The sequence below is a fragment of the Neorickettsia findlayensis genome (assembly GCF_009856525.1).
Lineage (GTDB): Bacteria > Pseudomonadota > Alphaproteobacteria > Rickettsiales > Anaplasmataceae > Neorickettsia > Neorickettsia findlayensis.
In genome coordinates this window covers 689,580-712,690 of record NZ_CP047224.1, presented here as the reverse complement: position 1 = coordinate 712,690, position 23,111 = coordinate 689,580, and the positions used below count along the sequence as shown (strand labels likewise).

The window sequence follows — 23,111 nt, the reverse complement described above, 5'->3', positions numbered from 1 at the left end:
CAGGTAAGGTTATAATCAGTAAATTTGAGGTTGTGATGTCTGAACTCGATAGGAAGTCGCTTGTTGTTAACGTAGCTGGCGTTAAGATAGGTGGAGGAAACCCGATAGTCGTGCAGTCCATGACCTCTGGAGGCAGAACAAATCCAGATGATGTATCAGCAATAGCTGTAGATGAATCCCGAGAAGCTGTGGCTTTAGCTATGGCTGGTTCTGAGTTGATAAGGATTGCAATAGACAGTGAGAAGGCTGCAGCAGCGATTCCTTACATAAGAGAAAATCTGGATAAGTCTGGCTTTGAAAAAGTTCCGCTTGTTGGATGTGGTCAGTATGAGATTAAGCGCGTGCTTGAAACCCAAGCTGAAGCGATCAGCTCACTAGGTAAGATAAGAATTAATCCAGGTAATATAGGATTCGGTTCAAAAAGGGATGCAAATTTTGACAAAGTAATTGAGTTGATTTGCAAACACGATCTTCCAATTAGAATTGGTGTTAACTGGGGGAGTCTAGACCAGTCGGTGTTGCGTCAAATAATGGATGATAATGCGAAAAAGGAGAAACCAAGCTCCTACAATGAAGTACTGAGATGTGCATTGATTCAGTCTGTCTTGTCCAGTGCTAAGCGTGCTGAGCAGGTTGGGCTATCACCAAATAAAATCATACTTTCCTGCAAGGTAAGCAGTTTTCAAGATTTAGTAGCTGTTTACTCTTCCTTGGCCGAGCAATGTTGTTATCCGCTGCACTTGGGACTGACAGAGGCAGGTATAGGTACCTCAGGAATAATAAAAACGACTGCAGCACTCTCGGTACTTCTTAATAGGGGTATTGGCGATACAATACGCGCTTCTCTAACACAGAAACCCGGCGAATCAAGAGTAATAGAGGTGGAAACATGTAAGTTGATATTGCAGTCAATAGGTTTAAGGGTCTTTGCCCCTCAGGTTACTTCATGTCCTGGTTGTGGAAGGACGAATGGAAATTATTTTCAGCAGCTTAGCAATGATCTGAATGATTTTATAAGCGATAATCTTTTTGATTGGCAGAAACTTTATCCAGGTGTTGAGAACTTCAAACTTGCGGTGATGGGGTGTATTGTTAATGGTCCTGGTGAGAGCAAACATGCGGATGTAGGCATTAGTCTACCTGGTTATAATGAGAATATGGTAGCAGCGGTTTTTGTTGACGGAAAACTTTCAGCAAAACTTACCGGCACAAACATTCTCGAGGAATCAAAGCGAATTGTTTTAGAGTATATCAGGGACAAATATACCCCAAAAAGTTAGGCGAACCACTATTGAGGAATCAAAGCGTGTTGTTTTAGAACACATCGAAAACTATAAAGTTAGACTAGATCTACTTTCATGGGAATCACGACTTTTGCTGTGCGGATGTGCTGAAATCTTCCATGAGCAATATGTCTAGTGCCCTGTCTCCGTATATCATAAAAAGAAGCTTGTAGAACGCACCTACCTTTGCCGCTTCTGCCTGTCTGAGCTGCGTCCTGACTTTTAACAAATCTAATTCAGCATCTATCACATTTAGGTTGCTTTTAAGATTAAGCTGTGCTTCCTGCCTGATACTATCGGCAGCAATATTGCTTGCTTTTACAAGTTCTTTTAATGCAGATGCCAAGAGTAAAGCATTGTGGTAATCGTTCCACGTGTTTTGGACCTCTTCCTCTAGAAGTTTGCTTTTTGCGTGGTACTCGTGTTCCTTAAGAGACCTATCTTCATATGCTATTGCTACGGCCAAAGTGTTTCTGCCTCCTGTGAAGAGCGGCATACCTATACTTATTGTCGTTTGTGTACCAACTCTCTGCAATCCACCAGCTATGTTTTCTTTGGATGGCACATAACGTAATGTTGTCTCAAGGCTCATTGCTGGAAGCCACCTTCCCATACTTTCCATTACCCTCAATTTTGCTGACTTTATAGCGTTCCTCGCTGCTTTTATAGGAGCATTATTGGCAAATGCAAGAGTAACACACTCTTCTAGAGTCTGTGGCAAGTACTGCACTTTCAAAATAGGATCTTCAAGCTTTGTTTGCATGCTTTTCCTCCCAACTAGGTGGTAGAGAGATGCTCTACTACTCTCGGCCTTATTTGTGCTTTCCAAAAACTGAGATCGTGCCGACAGGAGCTTCGCTTTTGCGTATGCTAGTTCTCCTTTTGTACTTTCGCCTAGTTTCAGCGACTTTTGCACTGCGTCCAGATTCATTTCCAGTGCGCGTATGGTTTCCTTATGGAGAGTGAGGACCTCCTCTGTTCTGATTGCTTCGAGGTAGGCATGTATTACACGCAACATAACATTGTGAATGGCATCGGCGTATAGGAAGGTCGCATTGAGATAGTCATGCTTTGCTAGGAGTAATTTAGACAGTGGGGCAAATGGATTACCAATATTCTGCGTCACAGTCAGCCCAATTACTGGGTTTGCTTTAGTGCTTATTGCGGGTGACCAAAACTCTCTGTCAAAATCGTGTAGCAGTCCAAGTGAGGCCACTGGAAGGAGTTCCGAGATAGACATCTTTCTTCTTAAAGATGCAAGCTCGTGCTGCTTTGATAAAGATTTTACTGTGTCGTTATTGAGCAGTGTGTCGTGAAATGCATCTTCCAGGCTGTATGGGTATGCAAAACCCATGAATGAAAGCCATAGCAGTAAAAAAACCAAAAGGCGCATCTTCACACGCAAAGAACAAAGCGCAATAGTAGCACCTATAAGCCTATATTTCAAAATGTTCCCATAGGAATCTGTCTTGCTTTTAGAATTCGAATGCTGCGAAATGGTTGTTTACCTTACTTCCGCTATAACAATTGTGGATATTTATGAATTCGCGTTTCCGAAATCAGACTAGTGCGCTATTCAATGATTTGTACGCCATCGTTTCTGTCTGATCCAGTTTGAGAACGCCTAAGTTTTTTGTTGTTTGAGTTATTACTACCGTCGTATTGGTGCACTTGGATATCACTTTTCCTCTTAATTACATTTGAATTTAGGATTGTACTTGTTGTGCTGGTACTAGCATTGCTAGTGCTTTCATACAGTCTGTTTTCAGACTGGTCCTTGCACCATTTTGTTGAATCAGAATTTCTTACAGCATTAACTAGAGCCATACCAAAGGTCGAGGAAGGACAGGCGTTGCAATACGTGATTGCCCTCTCAAGTGTTTGAGCTATTTGGTCCATGTTTAGGGAATTTTTCCCAACTGATTGTATAGATGCAAGCACACGTAAAAACTGAGTCCTTTTGTTTGAGTCACCAAGGCGTTCAACAACGGATGCACAAGGCTCCATGCCACCCTCCACGTAACTCATTGTTAAAAAATACTCCATAATAGGATTTGCAGCAGCAAATCCGGTACTTACCGCTAGAACAAGGAATAGTAAGAAAGGCAGACGCATAGGCGAAACGGACAAGTCTCTGCAATGCTAACACATAAAAACTAACCAGAGTATAACTGCAATTCCACATAGACCGTCATGTCTGGTGTAGTCTCGTTGACGTATTCGATCTATAGCGTTGGTTAGAGCGGAAGATTATCGTGTTTCCTCCAAGGTCTTTCCATTGTCTTGCCAGTCAGCATTCTGAAGGCTTCTGCTATTTTTCTTCTGCTATCCGAAGGTTTTATTATATCGTCCAAATATCCGCGTGCGGCAGGTATTCTCGGATTTGCAATCTGTGCTCTGTAATCTGATGCCAATTCCCTGATCCTATCTGTTCTGTCTGGTGTATCTATTTCTCGCTTAAACACGATTTCCACGGCTGCTTCCGGTCCCATGACAGCAATTTCTGCATTTGGCCAGGAAAAGTTTATGTCTCCACCAAGATGTTTTGATCCCATCACTATATAGGCGCCACCATAAGCCTTCTTTACAATGAGTGTCACTTTTGGGACTGTTGCTTCAGCATACGCGTAAAGCAGTTTTGCTCCGTGTTTTATTATTGCATTTTGTTCTTGAGAGGATCCAGGTAAGAAACCTGGTACATCAACGAGCGTAAGGATCGGGATGTTAAAAGCGTCACAGAAACGAACAAAGCGTGCCGCCTTTCTAGAAGAATTGATATCAAGACAGCCTGCTAAGATGGAAGGTTGATTTGCAACAACACCTATACAAATTCCGCCAATATGAGCAAAACCGATCAATACATTTTTCGCAAAATCAGGCGAAAGTTCAAAGAACTCTCCATCATCGACTATTGCCCGTATGATATTACCCATATCATATGGTAAGTTTGACACTACTGGAGTAGAACGATCTAGCCACTCGATCTGTCTGAACACGGAATCAGTACATTCTTTTTGACGTGGGGCCTCGATGTTGTTTTGTGGCAGAAAATCAAGAAAATTTCTCACCATAATAAGCATCTCGACAGAGTTTTCGAATGCTTTATCGCATACGCCTGATTTTTTCGTGTGTATCTCAGAACCACCAAGCTCGTTTTGCGTAAGATCTTCCTTGAGAACCGTTTTCACAACTTTTGGGCCAGTAACGAACATGTAGCTCGTGTCTTTAACCATGAAAATAAAGTCAGTCAGTGCAGGTGAGTATACAGCACCGCCAGCACACGGTCCCATAATCAGGGAAATTTGTGGTACAACTCCAGAGAGTTGTACATTGCGCAAGAATATCTCACCGTATCCACCAAGAGAATCAACACCTTCTTGTATCCTTGCACCACCAGAATCGTTTATCCCGATGATTGGGGCACGAGTCTTGGCTGCAAGGTCCATAATTTTGCAGATTTTCGAAGCATTCTTTTCGCTGAGTGAGCCGCCAAAGACTGAAAAATCTTGCGAATACGCAAAGACACTCCTCCCATTGATTTGTCCATGCGCCGCAATGACACCATCCCCGTCTATAGATTTTTTTTCAAGTCCAAAATTCGTACATCTGTGGCGAACTAAACTATCGATCTCCACAAATTTCCCATCATCGAACAGGACTTCTAGTCTTTCGCGGGCAGTAAGCTTAGAAGTTGGAGATTGCGTTTTTGTTGACTCACCCAGGGAAAGCTGAAGAGATTTTTGCATGCTAAAGGTGCCTGACTGGTAGACTGTATTATATCTAATTGATCTGTTTGCGGTCAATAAGGCAGTTTAAAAGGTGTAGTAATAAGTTATCAAGATCAATGCAATAAATATTAACTCTTTCTGTGCTTTGTGTTTCCCTAATCAAGTGGCGTGTAGGGTTTTGCAGTGCGTGATACCTGAATTATGTTTCGTGTTCTATCTATATATAGTGAATGCAAATTATCCGTATCTGTTGCCACTGGTGTTTTATCAATCTCATTTTTCTTAGATACAGGCGTGGTGCTATGCAATAATAAATATAGTGCTACGTAACAATTTTTTCAGATTTATATGACAGAAAGAAGTGAATCTGGAGGAGAATCAATATGAAATTGGGCACTTTTGAGTTTAAATATCATACCGTTTTGCTGTATTGATAGCGCCCTCTTCTCTTTGCTAGAGTATGGTAGTCTAATTTGCTGATGAAGCAGCCTTGCTTAGTGGTATTGGGCTCCCAGACTTTCTGTGATTTGTGGTTTGATTTTCAATGTGTTTTCTGAGCTCGGTGTCTTCTTAGTACTCCTGTTCCTTGAGGTGATACTCGGTGTAGACAACATTGTTTTCATTGCAATTGTCACGGGTAAAATGCGTAATGGGGCCACTGTCAGGTATATTGGGCTTGGACTTGCTCTTTTACTCCGTCTGGCGATGCTCTTCTGTGTCTCGTTTGTTCTGACGCTGAAAAAACCGGTGTTCTATTTGCTTTCAGTGCAGGATATGGTTTTCCTCGTTGGTGGGGTATTTCTCTTGTTTAAGGGTATAATAGAACTTGCACAGTGTGTTAGGTTGAAAAAAGATATTCACTACAAGGCGAAGAGCAGTTTTCTTGCTGTGTGTTACGTTGCGTTTGTAGACCTCGTTTTTTCAGTAGATTCTATACTTACGGCGGTTGCGATTACCAAGAATATTTTTCTCATAGGGTTGGCTTTTACTTTAACGATTATCTTTATGACCGTCACGGCAGGCTCTGTGTCAAAATGGATAGAACGATTTCCGGAGTTGAAAACACTTGCACTTGTATTCGTTATATCCATAGGAGCTCTTTTGTTCTCGGAAGGGTTGCACATCGAGTTTAGGAAGTCATACCTATATTTCGCATTTGCTTTCTCGCTGATTGTGCAGCTGTGCAATATTGCACAAAAATGCAGAAGCACTCCCGGAAGGAGTTAAGTGCTTCTGATCTGTGTATATCGAAATCTCGTAGCGGCCTATTTGTTCGTCAGTGAAGAAATTATTTCCTTAGTCGCTTTTACCGGATCCGATGCACGTGTTATTGCTCTCCCGATGACTATATAATCGGAAACGCTGTTTTTTAGTGCTGAAATTTGAGAAACCCTTTTTTGATCATCAGAGTATGCACTGACGATTCCTGGTGTGATGATTGTAAATTCCTTTCCACAAACTTGTCGCACCATATGGGCTTCTTGATTCGAACATACGACACCATCTAGACCGCATTTTTTCGCAAATACAGACAGTTTTTTTACATACTCTGGTAGAGGAATCTCAACGCCGTTATTCTCGAGATCCTTTTGCACGAGACTTGTCAAAACAGAAACTCCAATTAAAAGTATTCCGGTATCCTGAAGTGCTTCCTTAGCAGCCATGAGCATTTCCGTACCACCAGTAATATGGACAGTAAGGAACTTAATACATTCCATCTGCTTGATAACGCTAATAGTTCTAGCGACTGTATTGGGAATATCATGCAATTTGAGGTCCAGGAAAATTGGTAGCCCAAGAGCAGCGACTTTCTCAATACCTGTAACACCGCACGAAGAAAAAAACTCTAACCCAAGTTTTATAACATGCACGTATTCCAATATGCTGCTCACTAGTGAGTACGAGTATCCAAAATCGGGATTATCCACTGCACAGATGATTTTTGGTTTCACTTTTTATGGCTTGCTGCATTTATCCTCTGGTATATGTAACATAGTACTCGATTTTCTACATGATCCACAGTTAAGTGTTTGTATGTACGACTTCATAGGTTTGCAATTACAGTGGTGAAGTGTTACCAAATTTTCCAGTCAATCCTGTCCGTGTTAGGCATTGTCCAAGAAGTTACTGAACCACTGTGTCCATTGTTTAAAAGGAGCACTGTTGCATTTGTTGTGTAAAAAGTCACCGGTGGGTATATAAAAACCGGTCATGACACGCAATTGCTGATTCCAGAGGGTTTTACCGAAAGTAAAAGTTGTATAACTGCTAGCTGTTTTATCGGAAGCAAGATTGTTGAAATGCCCTTTTGGGTGTTGTATCATAGCGGCAACGGACGCACAGACAGTGTCTCTGTTTGTGTTTCAGTATTTATAATGAAAAGTAAATAATGCAAAAAAATGGCAAACACTGCTAGCGCGAGGAAGATGGTTCGCAAGATCAAGCGAAGAACTTTGATCAATAAAATGCGTATGAGCCGTATAAGGACCTTCGTAAGAAAGGTGAGACAGGCGATCGCTGTTGGGCCTAAATCGGCTGCTGCTGAGGCTTTGCGGGTTGCCCAGCCAGAAATTCACAGAGGTGTCACGAAGGGTGTTTTGCATAAGAACAGGGCTGCTCGGATTGTCAGTAGGCTTTCTGGGCATATAAAGAAAATGGCTTGATCTTGTGCTTTCGCGTGGTATTTTTGCTGTCTTCTTACTGTTTTGTAGGATGGATCCGTTGATCGTTGTTTTAATTAGGTAGTTTTTCTATTGTTTCGGTTTGTGCTATGAGAAATGTGAGTGTGAAGATGCTGCAGAAGTCCATCTTGTGCGGCTTTAAAGGGGCGGTTAATCTATGTATTGGTGCTGTTGTTGCGGCGAACGGTGCTCTTATTAGGGCTACTGTGCAAGATGGGGGTGCGGGAACAGCTAAGAGGTATAAGGGTCTCTATGGTATGTACAATAACATTGTCCCGACACTTGAAACGCTGCTGTGTATGGGTGTTTTGTGCGTCTTACTAGAGCGTGTTGTCCTCAAGGGTGTTGTCGCTAATCCGTGGCAAAGGATGGCAGTCGCCATGGCAATTTGTATGGTGCTTATGATGCTGATCTGCACCTTACTTAGAGTGTTTGAGAAGCGCAAAGACTGCTGTGCTGACTACGACTATCGGTCATCCCATGCCAGGGTGGGAGGTTACGGGACGCACTTTGCAGTCCCTGAGAGCGAGCAAAATAGAAACATGCTGTGCACGCTTATTCCTGGTAAGAAGGCTTCCGCGTTTTTTGCGTTTGATCGGCATGTTTCTGGGGCGTCTCACTCTGATTGTAGGGTCCATCGTGGTCTCGGGGAGAGGGTTTTGCACTCTGTTGGAGCAGCAGTAGCTTTTCCGCTATGGGTTGTGATGCTTGCGCTAAACTGTGTTGAGTTTCCTCTGGTGTTGTTCTTAGATTGTGTGGCTTTATGCACTAGAAAAGGTCGTGCAGTACCTTTTGCTGGTTCCCGTGATGTTGTGTGCCAGATGCTGTATGGCGTCTATCAGCTTGCTGAGCCAGTTACCTGTCTCTTGCCACGTAGGGCACAACTGGCGGTTGGTCAAGCTTTTGCTGGAGCTACGTGCAGCGTCCTAGGTTCATCTGGCGAAAGGGGTGCAGATTGTGATCCTGAGCCTAAATTAGAGGAAGCGAAGCTCGGAGGTACAGGTCAAGAGAGCATTAAGGCAGTGTACGTGTGATTGCTGTCCTTTTCTGGTGTTAGTTTGTGTGAAACTGTTTCCCCTTGTTTCCACTTGTTGTTAAGCATGTGATCGGTGTGGGTTATGTCGGGGCCGCTTCTTGCTGTTGTGTCCTGCTGGGTTTTGGGGGTGCTATATGAGTAAGATAGCTATAGTTTTGCTTAATCTTGGGGGTCCCGACTCCCCTGAGGCTGTGCGGCCGTTTCTGTTTAATCTATTTTGTGATCGTAGGATTATTAACCTACCCAATCCGTTGAGGTATTGTCTTGCTTGGTGGATTTCTAGCAGGAGATTTCGGGAAGCTCGTAAAATATATAGCCAGATGGGAGGCAAGTCATCGATATTGCCCGAAACGAATATGCAAGCGAAGCTTCTTGGGGATTTACTTGGTCCGCGATATGAGGTTTTCGTTGCTATGCGGCATTGGCATCCCTTTATTCAACAAAGCGCAGCTAGAATCAATGGAGGAGAATTTACAGAAGCTATTCTCCTACCACTCTATCCTCAGTTTTCCACTACTACTTCTTTGTCGTCGATAGAACAGTGTTTGAAGATCTTGCGTATCCCGACGCAAATCGTGTGTTGTTACTACGATAACCAACTCTTCATAGAGGCGCATGTGGAAACTATCTTACCGATTTATACCAACGCATGTGCTTTAGGGAAACCCATTGTTTTGTTCTCAGCGCATGGCCTGCCGTTGAGTGTTATCGAGGCTGGTGATCCGTATAAATTTCAGGTGGAAGAGTCTGTAAAAAGGATAGTTTCAGCCTTAAAAATAGAAAACTTGGATTGGGAATTATGCTATCAGAGTAAAGTTGGTAAAGCAAAATGGCTTTGTCCTGACACGGAAAGCACTATACGGTCTCACTCAGGACGACCTATAGTAGTTGTACCAATCGCATTCGTTTCCGAGCATTCAGAGACACGTGTAGAGCTGGATGTTGAATATGCATCATTAGCTAAGGTGGGATATTTTAGAGTTCCAACCCTTTCTGCGCATCCGAAATTTATACGCTGCCTGGCTGAATTATGTCTTCTTAGTTCTCGTAGAGAGGCTGAATCAGAGTGTTCTATGAAACATAAGATGTGTTTCTGCAGATCTAAAGTTGAGTAGTCCTTATATTTTTATTATCCTAATGGCGCTCGTACTGCTCCTCGTTCTGTCGAGAGCCCAAGCTTGTTACTTCTGGCGTGGTTTCGTGTACCGTGACCGGTTTGACTAGCTCTATTCCCATCTTTTTTTCTTGTAGATACTGATTACACATTTGTGCTAATTCTTCTACTGGTAACTCACAAAGTGCAAGTAGTTCACTATGTATGTTGCTAAACACTACATCTGCTTTCTTTATCTCCTTTTTCATACAAAACGTTGCAACTGCAAATGCAATTGCTAGAGAAACAAACACAGACGTGAGTGTAATGAAAGTTGGTAGGCCGTATTTCCTTAGTTGAGTATTATTGGTTAGAGCGGCACCAATTAATGCAGTTGCTGCAGTAATAAAGTATACGCAAAAAACAATACTGAAAATTCCAAAAATCTGCGATTTTCTCTTTAGTTCTCTAAGGGTTTTTGTTGCCATTTCATAGCGATCTTTTATTCCAGGTGTGTTTTCATCCTGCAGTGAAGCGAGTTTGGATAAAATCCATTCAGCAAGTGTATCTGAAGGAGTGATAGTGGTTGTTATATTATACAAGAACTCAAAAAGTAGTCTTTCTGGGTCACGCAGGACGTGTTTAGCAGATGTATCTAAGACAATCTGGGCCTTCATGAGAACGCTCCTATCAGGAGCTAAGATATCTACACAGATTCTGTTCGTATTTTGTGTTTTTATGCGTATGTATTGTTGATCTATTTCTCCGAGATACTCATTGAGAACCGTTACTGCTACTTTTTTCGCAGTATCAGTAATCAAAAATATAAACCGTCCTTTGAACCTATACGTTGGCAACATTATCTACGGATAAAAAACTCATTCTTTTACTAAATAACAAGGGAAAGCAAAACCGGAGGTACTAATTCCGGATAAGGAAGACTTCAAAACAACAGGACTTAATAGTTTCTAATTGTAGCATTTTTCTTGGTATACTAACGCTTCTGGAATTATGGCCCTTTGTAGATTAAAGGTTTTTTACACTAAGTGTATAAATTCCAAGGTCTAGAACCACATATAATGTGTTTTCTATCATCGTAAAGGCTACCGATTTAATGTGTACATGACCTGGTATCTTGCTGATCACTTCATCCAGAAACATATAGAATCTCATTCTAGAATCTGCGGTGAAGGAGAGCGTTACATCAGTTAAGATGACGTCATAGAATGAGGATTGCTTGACAGTATCCACCCTGATGGAGTGTTGAATAAGAAAATTATAATTTTCAAGGTCATAGTCATCCCTGATAAGTTCAAACAAAAGGTTTAAATTCTCTATTTTGTTTTGCGAAGATGATCTGTGTTGCAAGGGAATCCTCTGTTATTAATTTTCTGATTTCAGCTTTTGCCCTTTCGATGTCGGACTGTTGCTTAATGGCTTCCCACGTATTCAGTCTTAGCTGATGTGTAACTTCCAAAATACGCGTGTTGTAGTACAGAGCGGCTCCGCATAAAAGAAGGAACGAGAATAAAAGCAAACTATACCTTAGATAACATCTGAACACGGTGCGTTCCTCCCATACTACGGTGCTATCACCTTACCGTTTAAAGTTAAGCAATGATTCGTATAGTATTTCTTTAACTCCTCCGCTATTGCAGCTGTTTCGACATATGCGTTCCCTTCAATGTATAGGGTGATCCGCTTCTCAGGGTCTATGTTCTCTCCATCATATTCGATGCGTACTCTCTGTAGAGAAACTTGATTTTCTAGTTTTCTTAAGTAGTCCACAGGGGATTTATGTGGGCTTTGAAATACTTTGTAGAGCTTTATTTTTTCTTTAGACTGTGCGTCGTAATTATCGAGATCTAGCCTCAATTTGCTTATTACTTTTTCCAGGTGGATTAGCTCTTTAGAAATAGCGTGGTTTTTGTTTGCATAGTTATGCAATTTTATTTCACCGAAAAAGACTATTAGGATTACCAGCAGAAACATGAAAGGCTCCCTAAAGAAAGGCTTTTTTCCTTAGAACGTTGTCTTTCTTTGAGTGCATGTTTTCTTGGCAATGTTCTGTATTTCGTTTTTCCCAGGAGTATGTTTGTAGCGAAAGTAACTCACCCCTTTCCTCATCTTCTCTAAAGAATTTTTCCACTTTGAGTAGTATCGCTGCTTCGTATGGTGTAAGTAAAAAACATATCAGCAAGTTTTTCTTCGCTTTTTATGATTTGGTTTATCGTTTTGGTTGCTATGACAGCAATATTGCTGCTTTTCCTGAGGGCAAGATCTTCAATTTTCTGCAATATCTCCCCACCAATTCTTGTTGGGGTATTTTGCTCTAGTTTTATGTTTACTATTTCTAAGGGGATATGCTCTTTAGTGAGTCGAACAACAGTCAAGGTATGTGTAGGGTTGTAAACGAGAACTACATTCTCCCTTTGTAGCCTGTTGAATGGGCCAAATATGTTTTTTGAAATTTCTCCTATTTCTAAAAAGGGGAAAAAGATTCCCTTGCACTTCTTACCAGCACTATCGATGAATCGTTCGATCTCTGGGCTTATATTCGAACATACAAAGGAGTAGAACAATCTATTCGCAGTCTTACTGCTGGAAAAGTATTCGCATAAAGCATAGTGTCCACACTCTTCTTCGAGTATCGTCCTTCTCAATAAGGAGTTTATATTGATGTACGATATAAAGGGAAAGCCTCTTGTAAAGAACCTCTGACCAGGTTTTGAAGGACAGTATACCAATATAACAGGTGGCGTCGCTGAAGTTTACTATCTCCGCGATCTTTTGTAGATCTACGCTTTTACATGAAATAATGTTGCCATCTTCGCTGGTTGTCTCGAATAGCGTAATGCTTTCTTCGGAAACGTATATAATTACTTTATCTAACACTGTTAATAGTCTGTGTTTTTCATCGCTCCGTTGAAGTAAAAGTAGTAGCAAAGAGTAAATAAATAGTTCAGGCTATGAAGCTTCCTGGTGTTGCTCTAGCATTCCGTTTGTAACAGTTATTATAGTTTTGGTCGAATTTTTAACAATGCAAGGCTGTAGATAAATTTAGTTAGTCTTACTGGAATTGAGTATTCTAGCAAAACTAGACTTTGCGTGAAATGAAATTTCACAAGGGTATCCTTTGTCCCAATAAAGGTGATAACTTTTAACTTACTTAGCTTTTCCGATAAATTAATGGTGAAAGTTATCACTTTTGGGTGTCGTCTAAATTTTTATGAGAGCGACCTCATTGAAAATCTTGTAGGTATCCGAGATAGAAGAGATTTTATCATCATTAATACTTGCGCTGTCACAAATGAAGCTGTACGTAAGGTAAAGCAGAAGATAAGGAAATGTCACAAAGAAGAACCTGAAAAAAAGATCATAGTTGTTGGTTGTGGTCCCCAACTTGATCCTAACGTGTATTCTCACATGCCTGGAGTTTTTAAAGTTCTTGGTAATGTCGAAAAGTTAAACGCTGAAAGTTATGCTTCCGAGCAAAAGATAGCAGTTGCCGATATAACTAATGCATCTGAAACTGCTTTTTCTGGCACGATAATGCCTGTGGTTTCCACTGTGCGTAAACGGGCTTTTCTTGAGATTCAAAATGGATGCGATCATGATTGCCTTTTGTGCAATCACTCTTGCCAGGGGTAAGAATCGTTCTTCAGATGCTATGAAAATTGTTTCGGAAGTCCGTAAAATGGTCTGCTGGTATAAATGAGGTCGTGCTTACTGGGGTTGATATAACTGATTATGGAAAAGATTTCTTTGGCAAACCAGCATTGGTTTATTTGTTAAAAGAAATTCTTAGTGGTGTCCGGAGCTAAAGAGATTGCGTTTATCTCTGTTGTTGACGTCTCTGAACTTGGTGATGATTTTGTCGAATTATTTGCTATGGAGACTCGCTTAATGCCACACTTGCTTAAGTATACAGTCGGGCGATTCCATTATCCTGAAGCGGATGAAAAGGAGACACACTCTGAACAGGTTGTTGAATTTCATTCGAAGATTTTAGCTGTTCGTCCGGAAACTGGCTTTGGTGCCGATATAATCGTAGGGTTTCCAACAGAGACCGAAGAAATGTTCCGCAATAGTTACGAATTAATCAAAAGACTTGCTATTCCATACCTACACGTTTTTCCTTTTTCGCCTAAAAAGGGACGAAGGCTGCCTTAATGCCTCAGGTGGATGGAGTAGTCAAAAAGAGACGTGCAAAGCAGCTTATAGAATTGGGAAAGGAGAACTTGCGAATATTTAATGCCGCGCAACTTGGTAGTATACACAACCTTGTACTTGAGAGAGATGATATTGGAAGGAGTGAAAATTTTTGTCTAGTGAAACTAGATAGCGCGTTAAGTAATGATGCTGGCATCATACGTACCAAGATAATGGGTTGCAGTGATGCAGAAATGCTGTCGGGGAAGGTTATAGTGTAATGTTTGTGTTAAATGCCCGGCTCTAAGATTAATGTATGACGTGACTCCGTCGGTCGCACAGTATAAAAAAGGGACGGTTCCAAAAGTTTACTATTTGAGCCGTTAGTCCCATTCTGGATGGTTTTATCTTTTCTTTTGGGCCAGTTCTTCTGGACGAAGTGATTTCCACGTTCTTTCCAAGCGTAGTTTTTTGGTATGAAGCTGTTTTCTGTTGTACCAAATGAAAGCATAATACGCTCTGCTCTGCCAACTAAATACTCTGCTGGAATGAAGCCTACAGATGCGAGGAATCTGCTATCAGTCGAATTATCCCTATTATCACCAAGGACGAAAAAATGCCCTTGTGGTACATGATATGTGCCGGTATTATTTGCCGGTCCCTCAGTTGTTTTCTGTAGTACTGGATATGTAAGTTTACTATCCAGGATTTCTACGAAGCATTGTACTTCTGGTGTACTAGAGTCCATAAAAACTCCATCTTCTGCTCTTTCTATGGGTTTGTGATTCACATACACTCTGCCGCCAATGAGTTGGATCTTATCTCCTGGCAGTCCGATAATTCTTTTTATGTAATTTGTGCTGTCCTTGTGGGGGTTTCTGAAAACTACTACATCTCCGCGTTTTGGAGGCTCGTAGAAAATTCTTGGATTTCCTCTTATAAAAGGTGGGGAAAATGGGAAAGAGTACTTGCTATATCCATAGGCATACTTAGAAGCGACTATGTAGTCTCCGGCCAAAAGTGTCTTTTTCATTGAACCCGAAGGTATGATGAACGGTTCGTAAAGCAGACTGCGTACCAGTATCAGACCTATTATCAGCCAAAGTGTTTTACTCCTATAAGCATCCCTAAGTGTGCGTAGGATTTTTGATGAATGTGGCATTTATTTGGGAAGAGAGCCTTACCTACTGATAGCAGACTATCTATACTCTAGTCAATTCACATCCACCCTGAACGGGGACAGCCACAATGTGTGTCCGGAGAGGAACAACCAATGCTTTGTCTCTACGTAATAATGGACATGTGAAGCTTTTTAAGCTACTTTCTAGTCCGAGGATTTTTAGAGTCTAGAGTTTGGCTTAAGAAAAGAGTGGTTTCTCATTTCGTTATTTAGTCTTTGTTCTGACTCGCTTTAGTAACATGCTGTATCTGGAGAGTCTAGATTGTAGCTTGTTTGTCCGATCTACTGTGTGGTAGTGTGCCATGTCCGAGAAGTCTGGATTTGTTAGACAAATTGCCGTAACCCTTCTGTGTAATAGTCTTGTGTGGTACGACTATGCACTTTATGGTCACCTTATAGGCGTCATCAATATTTTATTCTTCCCTGAAATTAACCCAGTAGCACAACTCCTCTCATCTTTTGGAACGTTTGCTGTTGGTTTCTTGATGAGGCCAATAGGGGCGGTTTTTTTTGGCCACATAGGAGATAAATACGGTAGAAAAATTGGGGTTCTGCTATCTCTGATGATGATTCTTGCCTGTGGGCCTGCTGGCGGTTTTGCCGACGTATCATAGTATTGGTACGTTGGCGATTGTTTTGCTCATTTTGATTAGATTAATTCAAGGATTTGCTCTTGGAGGGGAAGTTGGTAATGTACTCTTTTTGATAGAATGCAGTCCTCCCAAATATAGGGGATTTTTTGGCAGTTTTGAGGTACTCAGTGCAGTGATAGGTGCCACAATGAGCAGTGTTGTAGTTCTACTCTGTAAGAATGTAATTCCTGAAGAAGCATTCTTAAGTTGGGGTTGGAGAGTACCTTTCTTTATAGGACGTTTATGGGTGTTTTAGGTGCGGTCTTTAGAAACACACTTAGTGACACACCAATCTTTGAGAATGCCACTAGAGCCGACATCCTACCAATAGCGATGCTCTTCAGGAAGTATAAGAAGGCGTTTTTTGTTGCTATTGGAATAGACAGTTTGGAAGAAACAAGTCTGTATCTTTTTCTTGTTTTCTTAGATGTCTACTTTGTGGGTAAAGTGGGTTTATCTGGCACAAACGCTGGATTAGTACATTTACTGTTCTTGCTTTTGCTTGGTGTATTAACGTTATTTTCGGCGCTGCTATCTGATTTATTCGGTAGAAAATTGATACTTTCACTGGCCGCTATACTTGCGATTGTTTCTGCCTATCCAATCTTTTTTCTTATAGAGAGTGGTGGCCTGGGTTATATGATTATTGCGAAGATATTATTTGTAGTAATAACAGGGTTCTCATTAGGTCCCGTGAGTACTGCTGTGTACGAAATATTTCCTTCTGAGATTTTATACAGGACTTGCGATCTCACGAAATATTTCCAGTGCACTTTTTGGAGGTATGGCGCCTGCTTTTACAATGTTTCTTATTGCAACGACAGGTAATAATCTTTCAGCGGCGATTCCTTTGGTTCTTGTTGGATTTTTGACTCTAGGTTCTCTGTGTTGTTATTCAAAAATATGAGACCGCGAGCTTACAATATTGCATTGCAGCTAATGTTCTTTTTCATGTAGTCTTTTTCAGTTATATATCGAGCAATTGTTTGAGAAAGCTATGTCTGTTGATGAAAGTACTAGATCCAAACAAATTGAGACTTCCATATATAATGTCTTGGATGTTGTTTACTGTGAAGTAAAAAATATTTCGGAAAGTCACAGAGGCCACGTTGATCATTCCCAAGATTCTCACTTCGAAATAGTTGTTGTGTCACCTTCTTTTAGAGGTCTATCAAAAATTTCTAGACACAGGATGATTTTCAAAATACTTGAGGAGCACTTCAAACTTGGCCTGCATGCACTATCTATGAAACTATGGACAGAAGATGAGTATAAAAATCAGTAACGTCAAAGGGACCAGGGATCTGTTTGGTGAGCAGCTAGAAAAGATGCATCTCATTGAGCAAGTGGCTAAGAATCTTTCGGTTCGGTATTTGTTTACCGAACTTGATACTCCGATCATTGAGTATACAGAGCTCTTTATTAGGAACCTTGGTGAAACGTCAGATGTAGTAAATAAAGAAATCTATTCATTTCAAGACAAAAGCGATCACAATATTTGCCTAAGACCAGAATTTACAGCTGCCGTAACCAGGGCATTTGTAGAGAATTTTCAGCATGTTCAATCACCTGTTCGGTTATTTTCTTTTGGTCCTCTGTTCAGATATGAGAGACCACAGAAAGGGAGATATAGGCAATTTCATCAGGTGAATTTTGAATGGATCGGATCAAGGCATTATCTTTGGACTGTTGAAGCTGTAGTTTTGGCAACATCGTTTCTTAGAGAAATTGGAATAGGATGTGAAATACGCATTAATTCACTTGGTTGTACAAGAACTCGGGAGGAGTATAAGCTTGCACTTATCGAGTATTTTCTCCAATATAAAGACCACCTTTCGGCTGATAGTTTACTCAGGTTGAAAAAAAATCCATTGAGAATATTAGATTCAAAGGATCCATCTGAGAAAGAAATTGTCCTGGGTGCACCAAGAATTCTGGATTACCATACTAGTGATGCTCTCAAGGAGTTCGAATCAATTTGTGATACACTAAAACTCCTCAATATTAAGTTTTCTATAGATCATAGATTGGTCAGAGGATTAGATTACTATTCTGGTTTAATTTTCGAATGTACCAGTCCTGATCTTGGTGCGCAGGATGCGCTCTTGGGAGGTGGAGCATATGAGCAACTTTCAGAGAATTTGGGCGGAAAAAAAGTGCAGTCAGTCGGGTTTGCTGCGGGAATTGAACGCTTAATTGATGCGATGACGGTTTGGACACCTGCAAATGAGAGGATTATCTCGATTGTTCCCATTGGGGAGGTTGCAGAAAGAGAGGCGCTAAAACTACTATTTTACCTACGCAGTGAGGGATTATGTGTTGATATGTGCTATGGGCTTGGTGTCAGGTCAAGAATGAAACGTGCCGAAAAAAGCGCAGTTGCGGTCATTCTTGGTGAGGAAGAGCTCTCAAAGAAGGAGTTAATTGTGAAAATAATGGAGACTGGTCAACAGATGACGGTTGCACACAAAAAACTCCTATCCACGTTGAAGGAATTGGTCTGTTAGTGTTTGATTGGTGTGGGTTTTGCCTATAGGGGTATCAATATAGATTTTTTCTTTGACGGTTCCTGATATTAACTCCTGATATCATATTGCAAGCCTCCCTTCTCACAATGGACTATCAGTCCCTAATCCTCGATTTGCACTGGTGGTAGAACAGTTAGAAGACATGTTTCTGCCACCGGGATGGAGCTCATGTCTTTCTCATCTGAAGATTTCGTGCATGTTTGTAGAGTAGCGAAAATTGTATACATCTCCGCCCATAATTTTTCGCGGATGTGATGACACGCAGTTGCCGCTTCGGAAAATCCAGAAAGGATGAGTTTTAATTTTGAGTCGTAATACGCCACATCTCCAACCGCGTACACGCCATTGATATTTGTGCTGCAAGTAAGTGGATCGACATTAATACGGTGGTGAGTGATATCTAGGCCCCACTCCTCGAGATGTCGTAACGATGGCTTGAGGCCGAAAAAGGCTAAAAGGTAATCAGCCTCTAAGGTGACCGATTCACCGGTAAGCCCACTAAGCTCGACATGAGTGATTTGGCCTTTGTTTCCCTTAAACTAGTAATTTGATACGGAGTGAGTATCTTAAGTTTTCCTCTTTCTTCTAGGGACTTGAGGTTTCCAAATGTACTATCCGAACATCTAAACTTCGAACGTCTGTGTATCAAGTACACCTTTCTGGCTATATTAGACAGCATCATACCCCAGTCTGCAGCAGAGTCTCCGCCACCGGCTATAGCAACAACCTTACCAGCGAAAACACTTGGATCCTTTATGCTATAAAAAAGTGATTTTCCCTCGTAAACGTTGCTCGATTCTATTGGAATTCTGTTGTACTCGAACGCGCTGCTGCTCCCGCTGCTATGATGACTGCTCTGGCGGTGATCTCAATTCCCTTACTTGTTCTTATTGTAAAGGATGTGTCCGACCTATCCATATGCGTTGCAAATTGACTGGTGTGGTACATTGGATTAAATCTCTCAGCCTGATCAGCTAAATTCGAAATAAGCGCGGCAGCAGTGATCTGTTTGTACCCAGGTATATCGTATATGAATTTCTCTGGATAAAGTGCTGTACACTGTCCACCGATGGAAATAGTGAATCAACCACGTGCACCTGCATGCCCAACATACCAGCCTGAAAAGCTGCAAATATTCCAACAGGACCAGCCCCTATTATGATAACGTCAGTGTTCACCTAATTAGAGTCCCAACTCTAGGTATGATAGCAGGTTATCAATTGTTTGAACATTATTTCGCTTTCTTCGGATTTTTAGCTTTTTAGTGAAGTGAGTGTCCTACTTGAACAAGTGCGCTGTTCCGTGGTTGTTTCTTGCATCAGTACGGAGAATAATTGATTTGCCGCTGTTTGTGGTGAGAGGATAATGCACTTTGGTAGATGGCTGTTCTGTGAATCGTAGGTATTTACGACACTTTGGTCTTTTTGGTAAAGAAGGGCAGTATGCACTTCTTGACTCGAAGGTTGCAGTCATTGGTTCAGGAGGGCTTGGGTGTTCAGTTTTGTACAATCTTGCTGCCGCCGGGTTGGGTGAAATTGTCATTGTGGATTTCGATAGGGTCTCTGAGTCTGATCTGAATAGGCAGTTTCTTTTTGATAATTTATCGGTACAACAGCTTAAAGTGTATGCGGCCAAAAGAAGGCTCAACGCATTTAATTCGGATTGCAAGATCTCTTGCTATCCAATGCGAATACAGAACTGCCCGGAAGTGATCGAAGAATGTGAAGTAGTTGTTGATTGTACGGACAATTTTAAGACTAGATTCTATCTTAATGAATTGTGTTTTTTAAAAAGAAAAGTTTTGGTTTCTGGGGAGTTACCGGATATTCTGGGTATGTTATTGTCCTAAAGCCTTTTGCCTCTGAGGACTCACCCTGTTATAGGTGTTTTTGTCCAGAAGAGCCGAAAGCCTGTTCTAAAGGTTCATGCGAGGAAGGTGGAGTGATTGGTGCTGCAGCCAATGCAATAGGAAGTATTCAAGCAATGAAAGTAATTCAGGAGATTTTGCATATTAACCCAGAAAAAGCAGGCAAACTTGTTTTTTGCGATATTCTTAATAACCGTTTCAGAAATGCAGTTATCATGAGGGATCCGTATTGCGATGTATGTGGGCAGAGATGCACTTGAATGGTAATTCAGCTTAATAGTAGTACCAGCTGCCATGTTTTTTCTGTAGAAAGGGAAAAGCAGCTCTGTCAGATTTTTACGAACTCAAATGTAGTGGAATAATCGTTTAGCTGAACCCAGCTGCCATGTTTCTTATCTTATAGTAGTAGAAATGGCAGCTTGGCAATTAGATCTCTGTTAAAGTTATTGTTGGATACCGCTTCTGCTGGCACTCTCAGACGCTGACGAGGTCAGTTTCGTGTCTGGAGTTAGTTGATTCTGCGTACCTCCTTCAACAGCTTCTTTTATGAAAGTGCAGTACATCCTAGCAATGCAACTGGCTGGACTATTTGATGCAGCTTCCTTGGATACTAAGATTTTTGCTGATGCGTAATCTACATCTATACATGCGGCGCGCGCTGCTCTACGGCTGACTTCACCGCTACCGAGATAGGAAGATGCTAAAGAGTGTGCACCAGATGTTCCACTATTCTGGATTGCTTTATCTACTGTCTCTACTACTCGGGATACTCTTCCTGATATTACTTCAGGTGCGGTACTAAGTTGCTGAAACAGTGTCGCTCTAAATTGTTGTATTTTTTGAGTTGGATCTAGTCCTGGGGATGCAAGGATAATTCTTCTTGCCTCGCGGAGCCGCGATAATATTGTACGAGTATTTAACATGGTACCGATTCCTCCTGGTAAAGTTGGTTTGTTAAGCTATTTATGAAATTCCTAATAAAATTATGTCTTATGCTGCTAGTCATCTCTGACATGTTTAAATTGGGTATTGCAAAGACATGACGCGCCTCGCATGTTTTGAGGCACTAAAAAAGCTCCTGAATAAATTTTAGACCACCAACTAGCGTGAGTTACGCAGCTTTTATTTGCTCTATGCTTCATAAAAAATTGAATAAATAAACACACCGCCCCATCGTAGCACAGGGTTCAATGAAGGTAAAGAAATTCAGAGAAATATTTTTTATTTAAATTTTGCTAATTATCGCATAAAAATATAATAACTATGCTATTTCCAATAAGTTTCTAACTAATTTTAAAAGGTGTGCCCAATAGATGCGGTTACCGTTTTTTGTGCTAACATTAACGCTTCAGTCCGAAAGCTCTTTACCGATTGGAAATGGAAATACAAACTGCCTGGCCAATAGAAGAGGCAAAAAAACTACTGCCAAGGGTGAAAAATGACAAGATAATACTTTTTGAAACTGGGTATGGTCCTTCAGGTTTGCCTCATATAGGCACATTCGGAGAAGTGGTGCGAACCATAATGGTTATGAAAGCGCTGCAATATCTTTCTCCTAATGTAAAAATGAAGCTTATCTGTTTCTCCGATGATATGGATGGACTGAGGAAGGTACCTGATAATGTTCCAAATCCTGATGAGGTGCGTCAGTACATTGGGTACGCGTTGACCTCAATTCCAGATCCCTTCGGTACGCATGAGAGTTATGGTGCGCACATGAATGCAAGGCTGATGTCTTTTTTAGATCTTTTTGGCTTTGAATATGAATTTAAAAGCTCAACTGAGTGCTATAAATCTGGGATATTCGATGAACAATTGCTCCTTGCATTAAAGCATAACCAAGAGCTCCTGGACTTAATAAGGCCAACCCTTGGTGACGAAAGACAGCAAACATACAGTCCTTTTCTTCCGGTTAGAGATGGTAAGGTGCTTCAAGCGGAAGTTGTCGAGCTTAAAGAAGATAGCATTATCTATGAAGATCCGGAATGCGGAAAAATTAGTTGAATCTTCTGTGATTGGGGGTAACTGTAAGTTGCAATGGAAGGTAGACTGGGGTATGCGTTGGGCGGCACTTAATGTGGATTTTGAGTTTCATGGAAAAGACTTAACTCCTTCTGCGGTTTTGTCCGCAAAAGTCGCCCGCATACTGGGTGCTGAACCTCCAGAACTTTCTGTTTATGAACTCTTTCTCGATGAAGAAGGTAAAAAAATCTCGAAGTCTAAAGGTAATGGTCTCGCGATAGAGGAATGGCTTAAATATGCTCCCTGGGAGAGTCTAGCGTTTTTTATGTTTCAGAATCCTAAAAGGGCGAAGCGTCTGTATTTTGATGTTATTCCGCGGAGTGTTGATGATTACCTGCGTTTTTCTGAGTCTTTCGAGGAGGGTGATCTGACAAATCCTCTCAGCTTCATTGATGCAAAAGATCGAAACGTAACAAAAGGAATTAGCTATTCGTTGCTTCTGAATCTTGCCTCTGCATGTAATCCCGAGAATTCCAGTACTTTGGGGTTTTATACGACGTTATAGTCCAACCGTAACACCTGAAAATGATCCCCTACTGGGGAGGTTGGTCGATCATGCAATTGCATATTATAAAGACTTCGTAGCTTCAAATAAGATTTATAGAGTACCAACTGAGTGCGAAGCCAAGGCCTTGCTAGCCTTATCTCGGGAATTGAGTAAAATCCCTTCCGATGCTACAGCGGATGACATACAGCGTGTCGTATATCTTGTTGGTAAGGAAGAAGGGTATTTTCAGACATAAAAGGGTGGTTTCAGGTGCTGTACCAGATATTGCTTGGTCAGAACGAAGGACCAAGAATAGGATCGTTTTTTGCTCTATATGGCTTGAATAACGCCATCACTATGATAGAAAGTGCAGCTACAAGATGAAGCTTAGTTAGGTGGGTGGGTACTTTTAGCTGCTCCAA

General features: G+C 41.3%; 19 protein-coding genes and 4 pseudogenes. 13 read left to right on the top strand and 10 right to left on the bottom strand.

Annotation, left to right across the window (positions count from 1 at the left end; translation table 11 throughout):
* Positions 1-35 precede the first annotated feature (35 nt).
* Positions 36-1,280, top strand: coding sequence for a flavodoxin-dependent (E)-4-hydroxy-3-methylbut-2-enyl-diphosphate synthase (gene ispG, locus GP480_RS03240; RefSeq protein ID WP_160095807.1), 1,245 nt, complete (start codon positions 36-38; stop codon positions 1,278-1,280).
* A gap of 85 nt (positions 1,281-1,365) precedes the next feature.
* Here ispG and GP480_RS03235 read toward each other — a convergent pair whose 3' ends face one another.
* From GP480_RS03235 to GP480_RS03225, 3 genes are all read right to left on the bottom strand, one after another.
* Positions 1,366-2,730 carry a TolC family protein gene (locus tag GP480_RS03235; protein WP_237111327.1) on the bottom strand — a complete coding sequence of 455 codons (1,365 nt, stop codon included), beginning with the start codon at positions 2,728-2,730 and terminating at the stop codon, positions 1,366-1,368.
* Between the two features lie 125 nt (positions 2,731-2,855).
* Positions 2,856-3,398 carry a hypothetical protein gene (locus tag GP480_RS03230; protein ID WP_160095805.1) on the bottom strand — a complete coding sequence of 181 codons (543 nt, stop codon included), beginning with the start codon at positions 3,396-3,398 and terminating at the stop codon, positions 2,856-2,858.
* Between the two features lie 122 nt (positions 3,399-3,520).
* Positions 3,521-5,029 (bottom strand): acyl-CoA carboxylase subunit beta, encoded by a 1,509-nt coding sequence (locus GP480_RS03225; RefSeq protein WP_160095803.1) that lies wholly within the window; start codon positions 5,027-5,029, stop codon positions 3,521-3,523.
* Between the two features lie 528 nt (positions 5,030-5,557).
* On the opposite strand from GP480_RS03225, the gene GP480_RS03220 reads away from it, so the two are divergent.
* Positions 5,558-6,238: a TerC family protein gene (locus tag GP480_RS03220; RefSeq protein ID WP_160095801.1), complete on the top strand. Its 681-nt coding sequence runs from the start codon at positions 5,558-5,560 to the stop codon at positions 6,236-6,238.
* Between the two features lie 38 nt (positions 6,239-6,276).
* Here GP480_RS03220 and pyrF read toward each other — a convergent pair whose 3' ends face one another.
* The gene (pyrF, locus tag GP480_RS03215; protein ID WP_160095799.1) at positions 6,277-6,963 is read right to left on the bottom strand and encodes an orotidine-5'-phosphate decarboxylase; all 687 of its coding nucleotides are present in this window, start codon (positions 6,961-6,963) and stop codon (positions 6,277-6,279) included.
* A gap of 447 nt (positions 6,964-7,410) precedes the next feature.
* Here pyrF and rpsT point away from each other — a divergent pair, with 447 nt between their 5' ends.
* From rpsT to hemH, 3 genes are all read left to right on the top strand, one after another.
* Entirely contained in the window at positions 7,411-7,674 is a 264-nt protein-coding gene (gene rpsT, locus GP480_RS03210; protein ID WP_160095797.1) for a 30S ribosomal protein S20, read from the top strand.
* Positions 7,675-7,802: 128 nt separating this feature from the next.
* The gene (locus GP480_RS03205; RefSeq protein WP_237111326.1) at positions 7,803-8,726 is read left to right on the top strand and encodes a hypothetical protein; all 924 of its coding nucleotides are present in this window, start codon (positions 7,803-7,805) and stop codon (positions 8,724-8,726) included.
* Between the two features lie 136 nt (positions 8,727-8,862).
* On the top strand, positions 8,863-9,843 hold the full coding sequence (gene hemH / locus GP480_RS03200) for a ferrochelatase (RefSeq protein WP_160095793.1): 981 nt from the start codon (positions 8,863-8,865) through the stop codon (positions 9,841-9,843).
* Positions 9,844-9,862: 19 nt separating this feature from the next.
* Here the strand turns inward: hemH and GP480_RS03195 are convergent, their stop codons facing one another.
* The 3 genes from GP480_RS03195 to GP480_RS04035 all read right to left on the bottom strand — a co-directional run bounded on the left by GP480_RS03195 (position 9,863) and on the right by GP480_RS04035 (position 12,484).
* A complete protein-coding gene (locus GP480_RS03195) occupies positions 9,863-10,681 on the bottom strand; it encodes a hypothetical protein (protein WP_160095791.1) in 819 nt (272 codons plus the stop codon).
* 721 nt (positions 10,682-11,402) lie between these two features.
* Positions 11,403-11,813 carry a hypothetical protein gene (locus GP480_RS04040; protein WP_237111325.1) on the bottom strand — a complete coding sequence of 137 codons (411 nt, stop codon included), beginning with the start codon at positions 11,811-11,813 and terminating at the stop codon, positions 11,403-11,405.
* A gap of 140 nt (positions 11,814-11,953) precedes the next feature.
* Entirely contained in the window at positions 11,954-12,484 is a 531-nt protein-coding gene (locus GP480_RS04035) for a hypothetical protein (RefSeq protein ID WP_237111324.1), read from the bottom strand.
* A 526-nt stretch (positions 12,485-13,010) separates the two neighbouring features.
* Between GP480_RS04035 and mtaB the strand changes: the two are divergent.
* A pseudogene (gene mtaB, locus GP480_RS04105) lies at positions 13,011-14,254 on the top strand (tRNA (N(6)-L-threonylcarbamoyladenosine(37)-C(2))-methylthiotransferase MtaB).
* An 8-nt stretch (positions 14,255-14,262) separates the two neighbouring features.
* On the opposite strand, the gene lepB reads toward mtaB, so the two are convergent.
* Positions 14,263-15,135 carry a signal peptidase I gene (lepB, locus tag GP480_RS03175; RefSeq protein WP_237111320.1) on the bottom strand — a complete coding sequence of 291 codons (873 nt, stop codon included), beginning with the start codon at positions 15,133-15,135 and terminating at the stop codon, positions 14,263-14,265.
* A gap of 320 nt (positions 15,136-15,455) precedes the next feature.
* Between lepB and GP480_RS04050 the strand changes: the two genes are divergently transcribed.
* The 5 genes from GP480_RS04050 to hisS all read left to right on the top strand — a co-directional run bounded on the left by GP480_RS04050 (position 15,456) and on the right by hisS (position 18,292).
* Complete coding sequence (locus GP480_RS04050) at positions 15,456-15,767, top strand: MFS transporter (protein WP_272898932.1); 312 nt, start codon at positions 15,456-15,458, stop codon at positions 15,765-15,767.
* A complete protein-coding gene (locus GP480_RS04045) occupies positions 15,733-16,041 on the top strand; it encodes an MFS transporter (RefSeq protein ID WP_272898931.1) in 309 nt (102 codons plus the stop codon). The genes GP480_RS04050 and GP480_RS04045 overlap by 35 nt, the downstream gene beginning before the upstream one ends.
* Positions 16,029-16,613 carry an MFS transporter gene (locus GP480_RS04010; protein WP_237111319.1) on the top strand — a complete coding sequence of 195 codons (585 nt, stop codon included), beginning with the start codon at positions 16,029-16,031 and terminating at the stop codon, positions 16,611-16,613. The genes GP480_RS04045 and GP480_RS04010 overlap by 13 nt, the downstream gene beginning before the upstream one ends.
* A gap of 169 nt (positions 16,614-16,782) precedes the next feature.
* A complete protein-coding gene (locus tag GP480_RS03165) occupies positions 16,783-17,070 on the top strand; it encodes a BolA family protein (RefSeq protein ID WP_067979997.1) in 288 nt (95 codons plus the stop codon).
* Positions 17,051-18,292: a histidine--tRNA ligase gene (hisS, locus tag GP480_RS03160; RefSeq protein ID WP_160095789.1), complete on the top strand. Its 1,242-nt coding sequence runs from the start codon at positions 17,051-17,053 to the stop codon at positions 18,290-18,292. Before GP480_RS03165 ends, hisS begins: the two co-directional genes overlap by 20 nt.
* Before the next feature lie 198 nt (positions 18,293-18,490).
* Here hisS and GP480_RS04065 read toward each other — a convergent pair.
* Positions 18,491-19,491: pseudogene (locus GP480_RS04065) on the bottom strand (NAD(P)/FAD-dependent oxidoreductase).
* Between the two features lie 212 nt (positions 19,492-19,703).
* On the opposite strand from GP480_RS04065, the pseudogene GP480_RS04095 reads away from it, so the two are divergent.
* A pseudogene (locus GP480_RS04095) lies at positions 19,704-20,440 on the top strand (HesA/MoeB/ThiF family protein).
* Positions 20,441-20,623: 183 nt separating this feature from the next.
* Here the strand turns inward: GP480_RS04095 and GP480_RS03145 are convergent.
* Complete coding sequence (locus GP480_RS03145) at positions 20,624-21,103, bottom strand: hypothetical protein (protein ID WP_160095787.1); 480 nt, start codon at positions 21,101-21,103, stop codon at positions 20,624-20,626.
* A gap of 454 nt (positions 21,104-21,557) precedes the next feature.
* Between GP480_RS03145 and GP480_RS03140 the strand changes: the two are divergent.
* Positions 21,558-23,073: pseudogene (locus GP480_RS03140) on the top strand (lysine--tRNA ligase).
* Positions 23,074-23,111 lie beyond the last annotated feature (38 nt).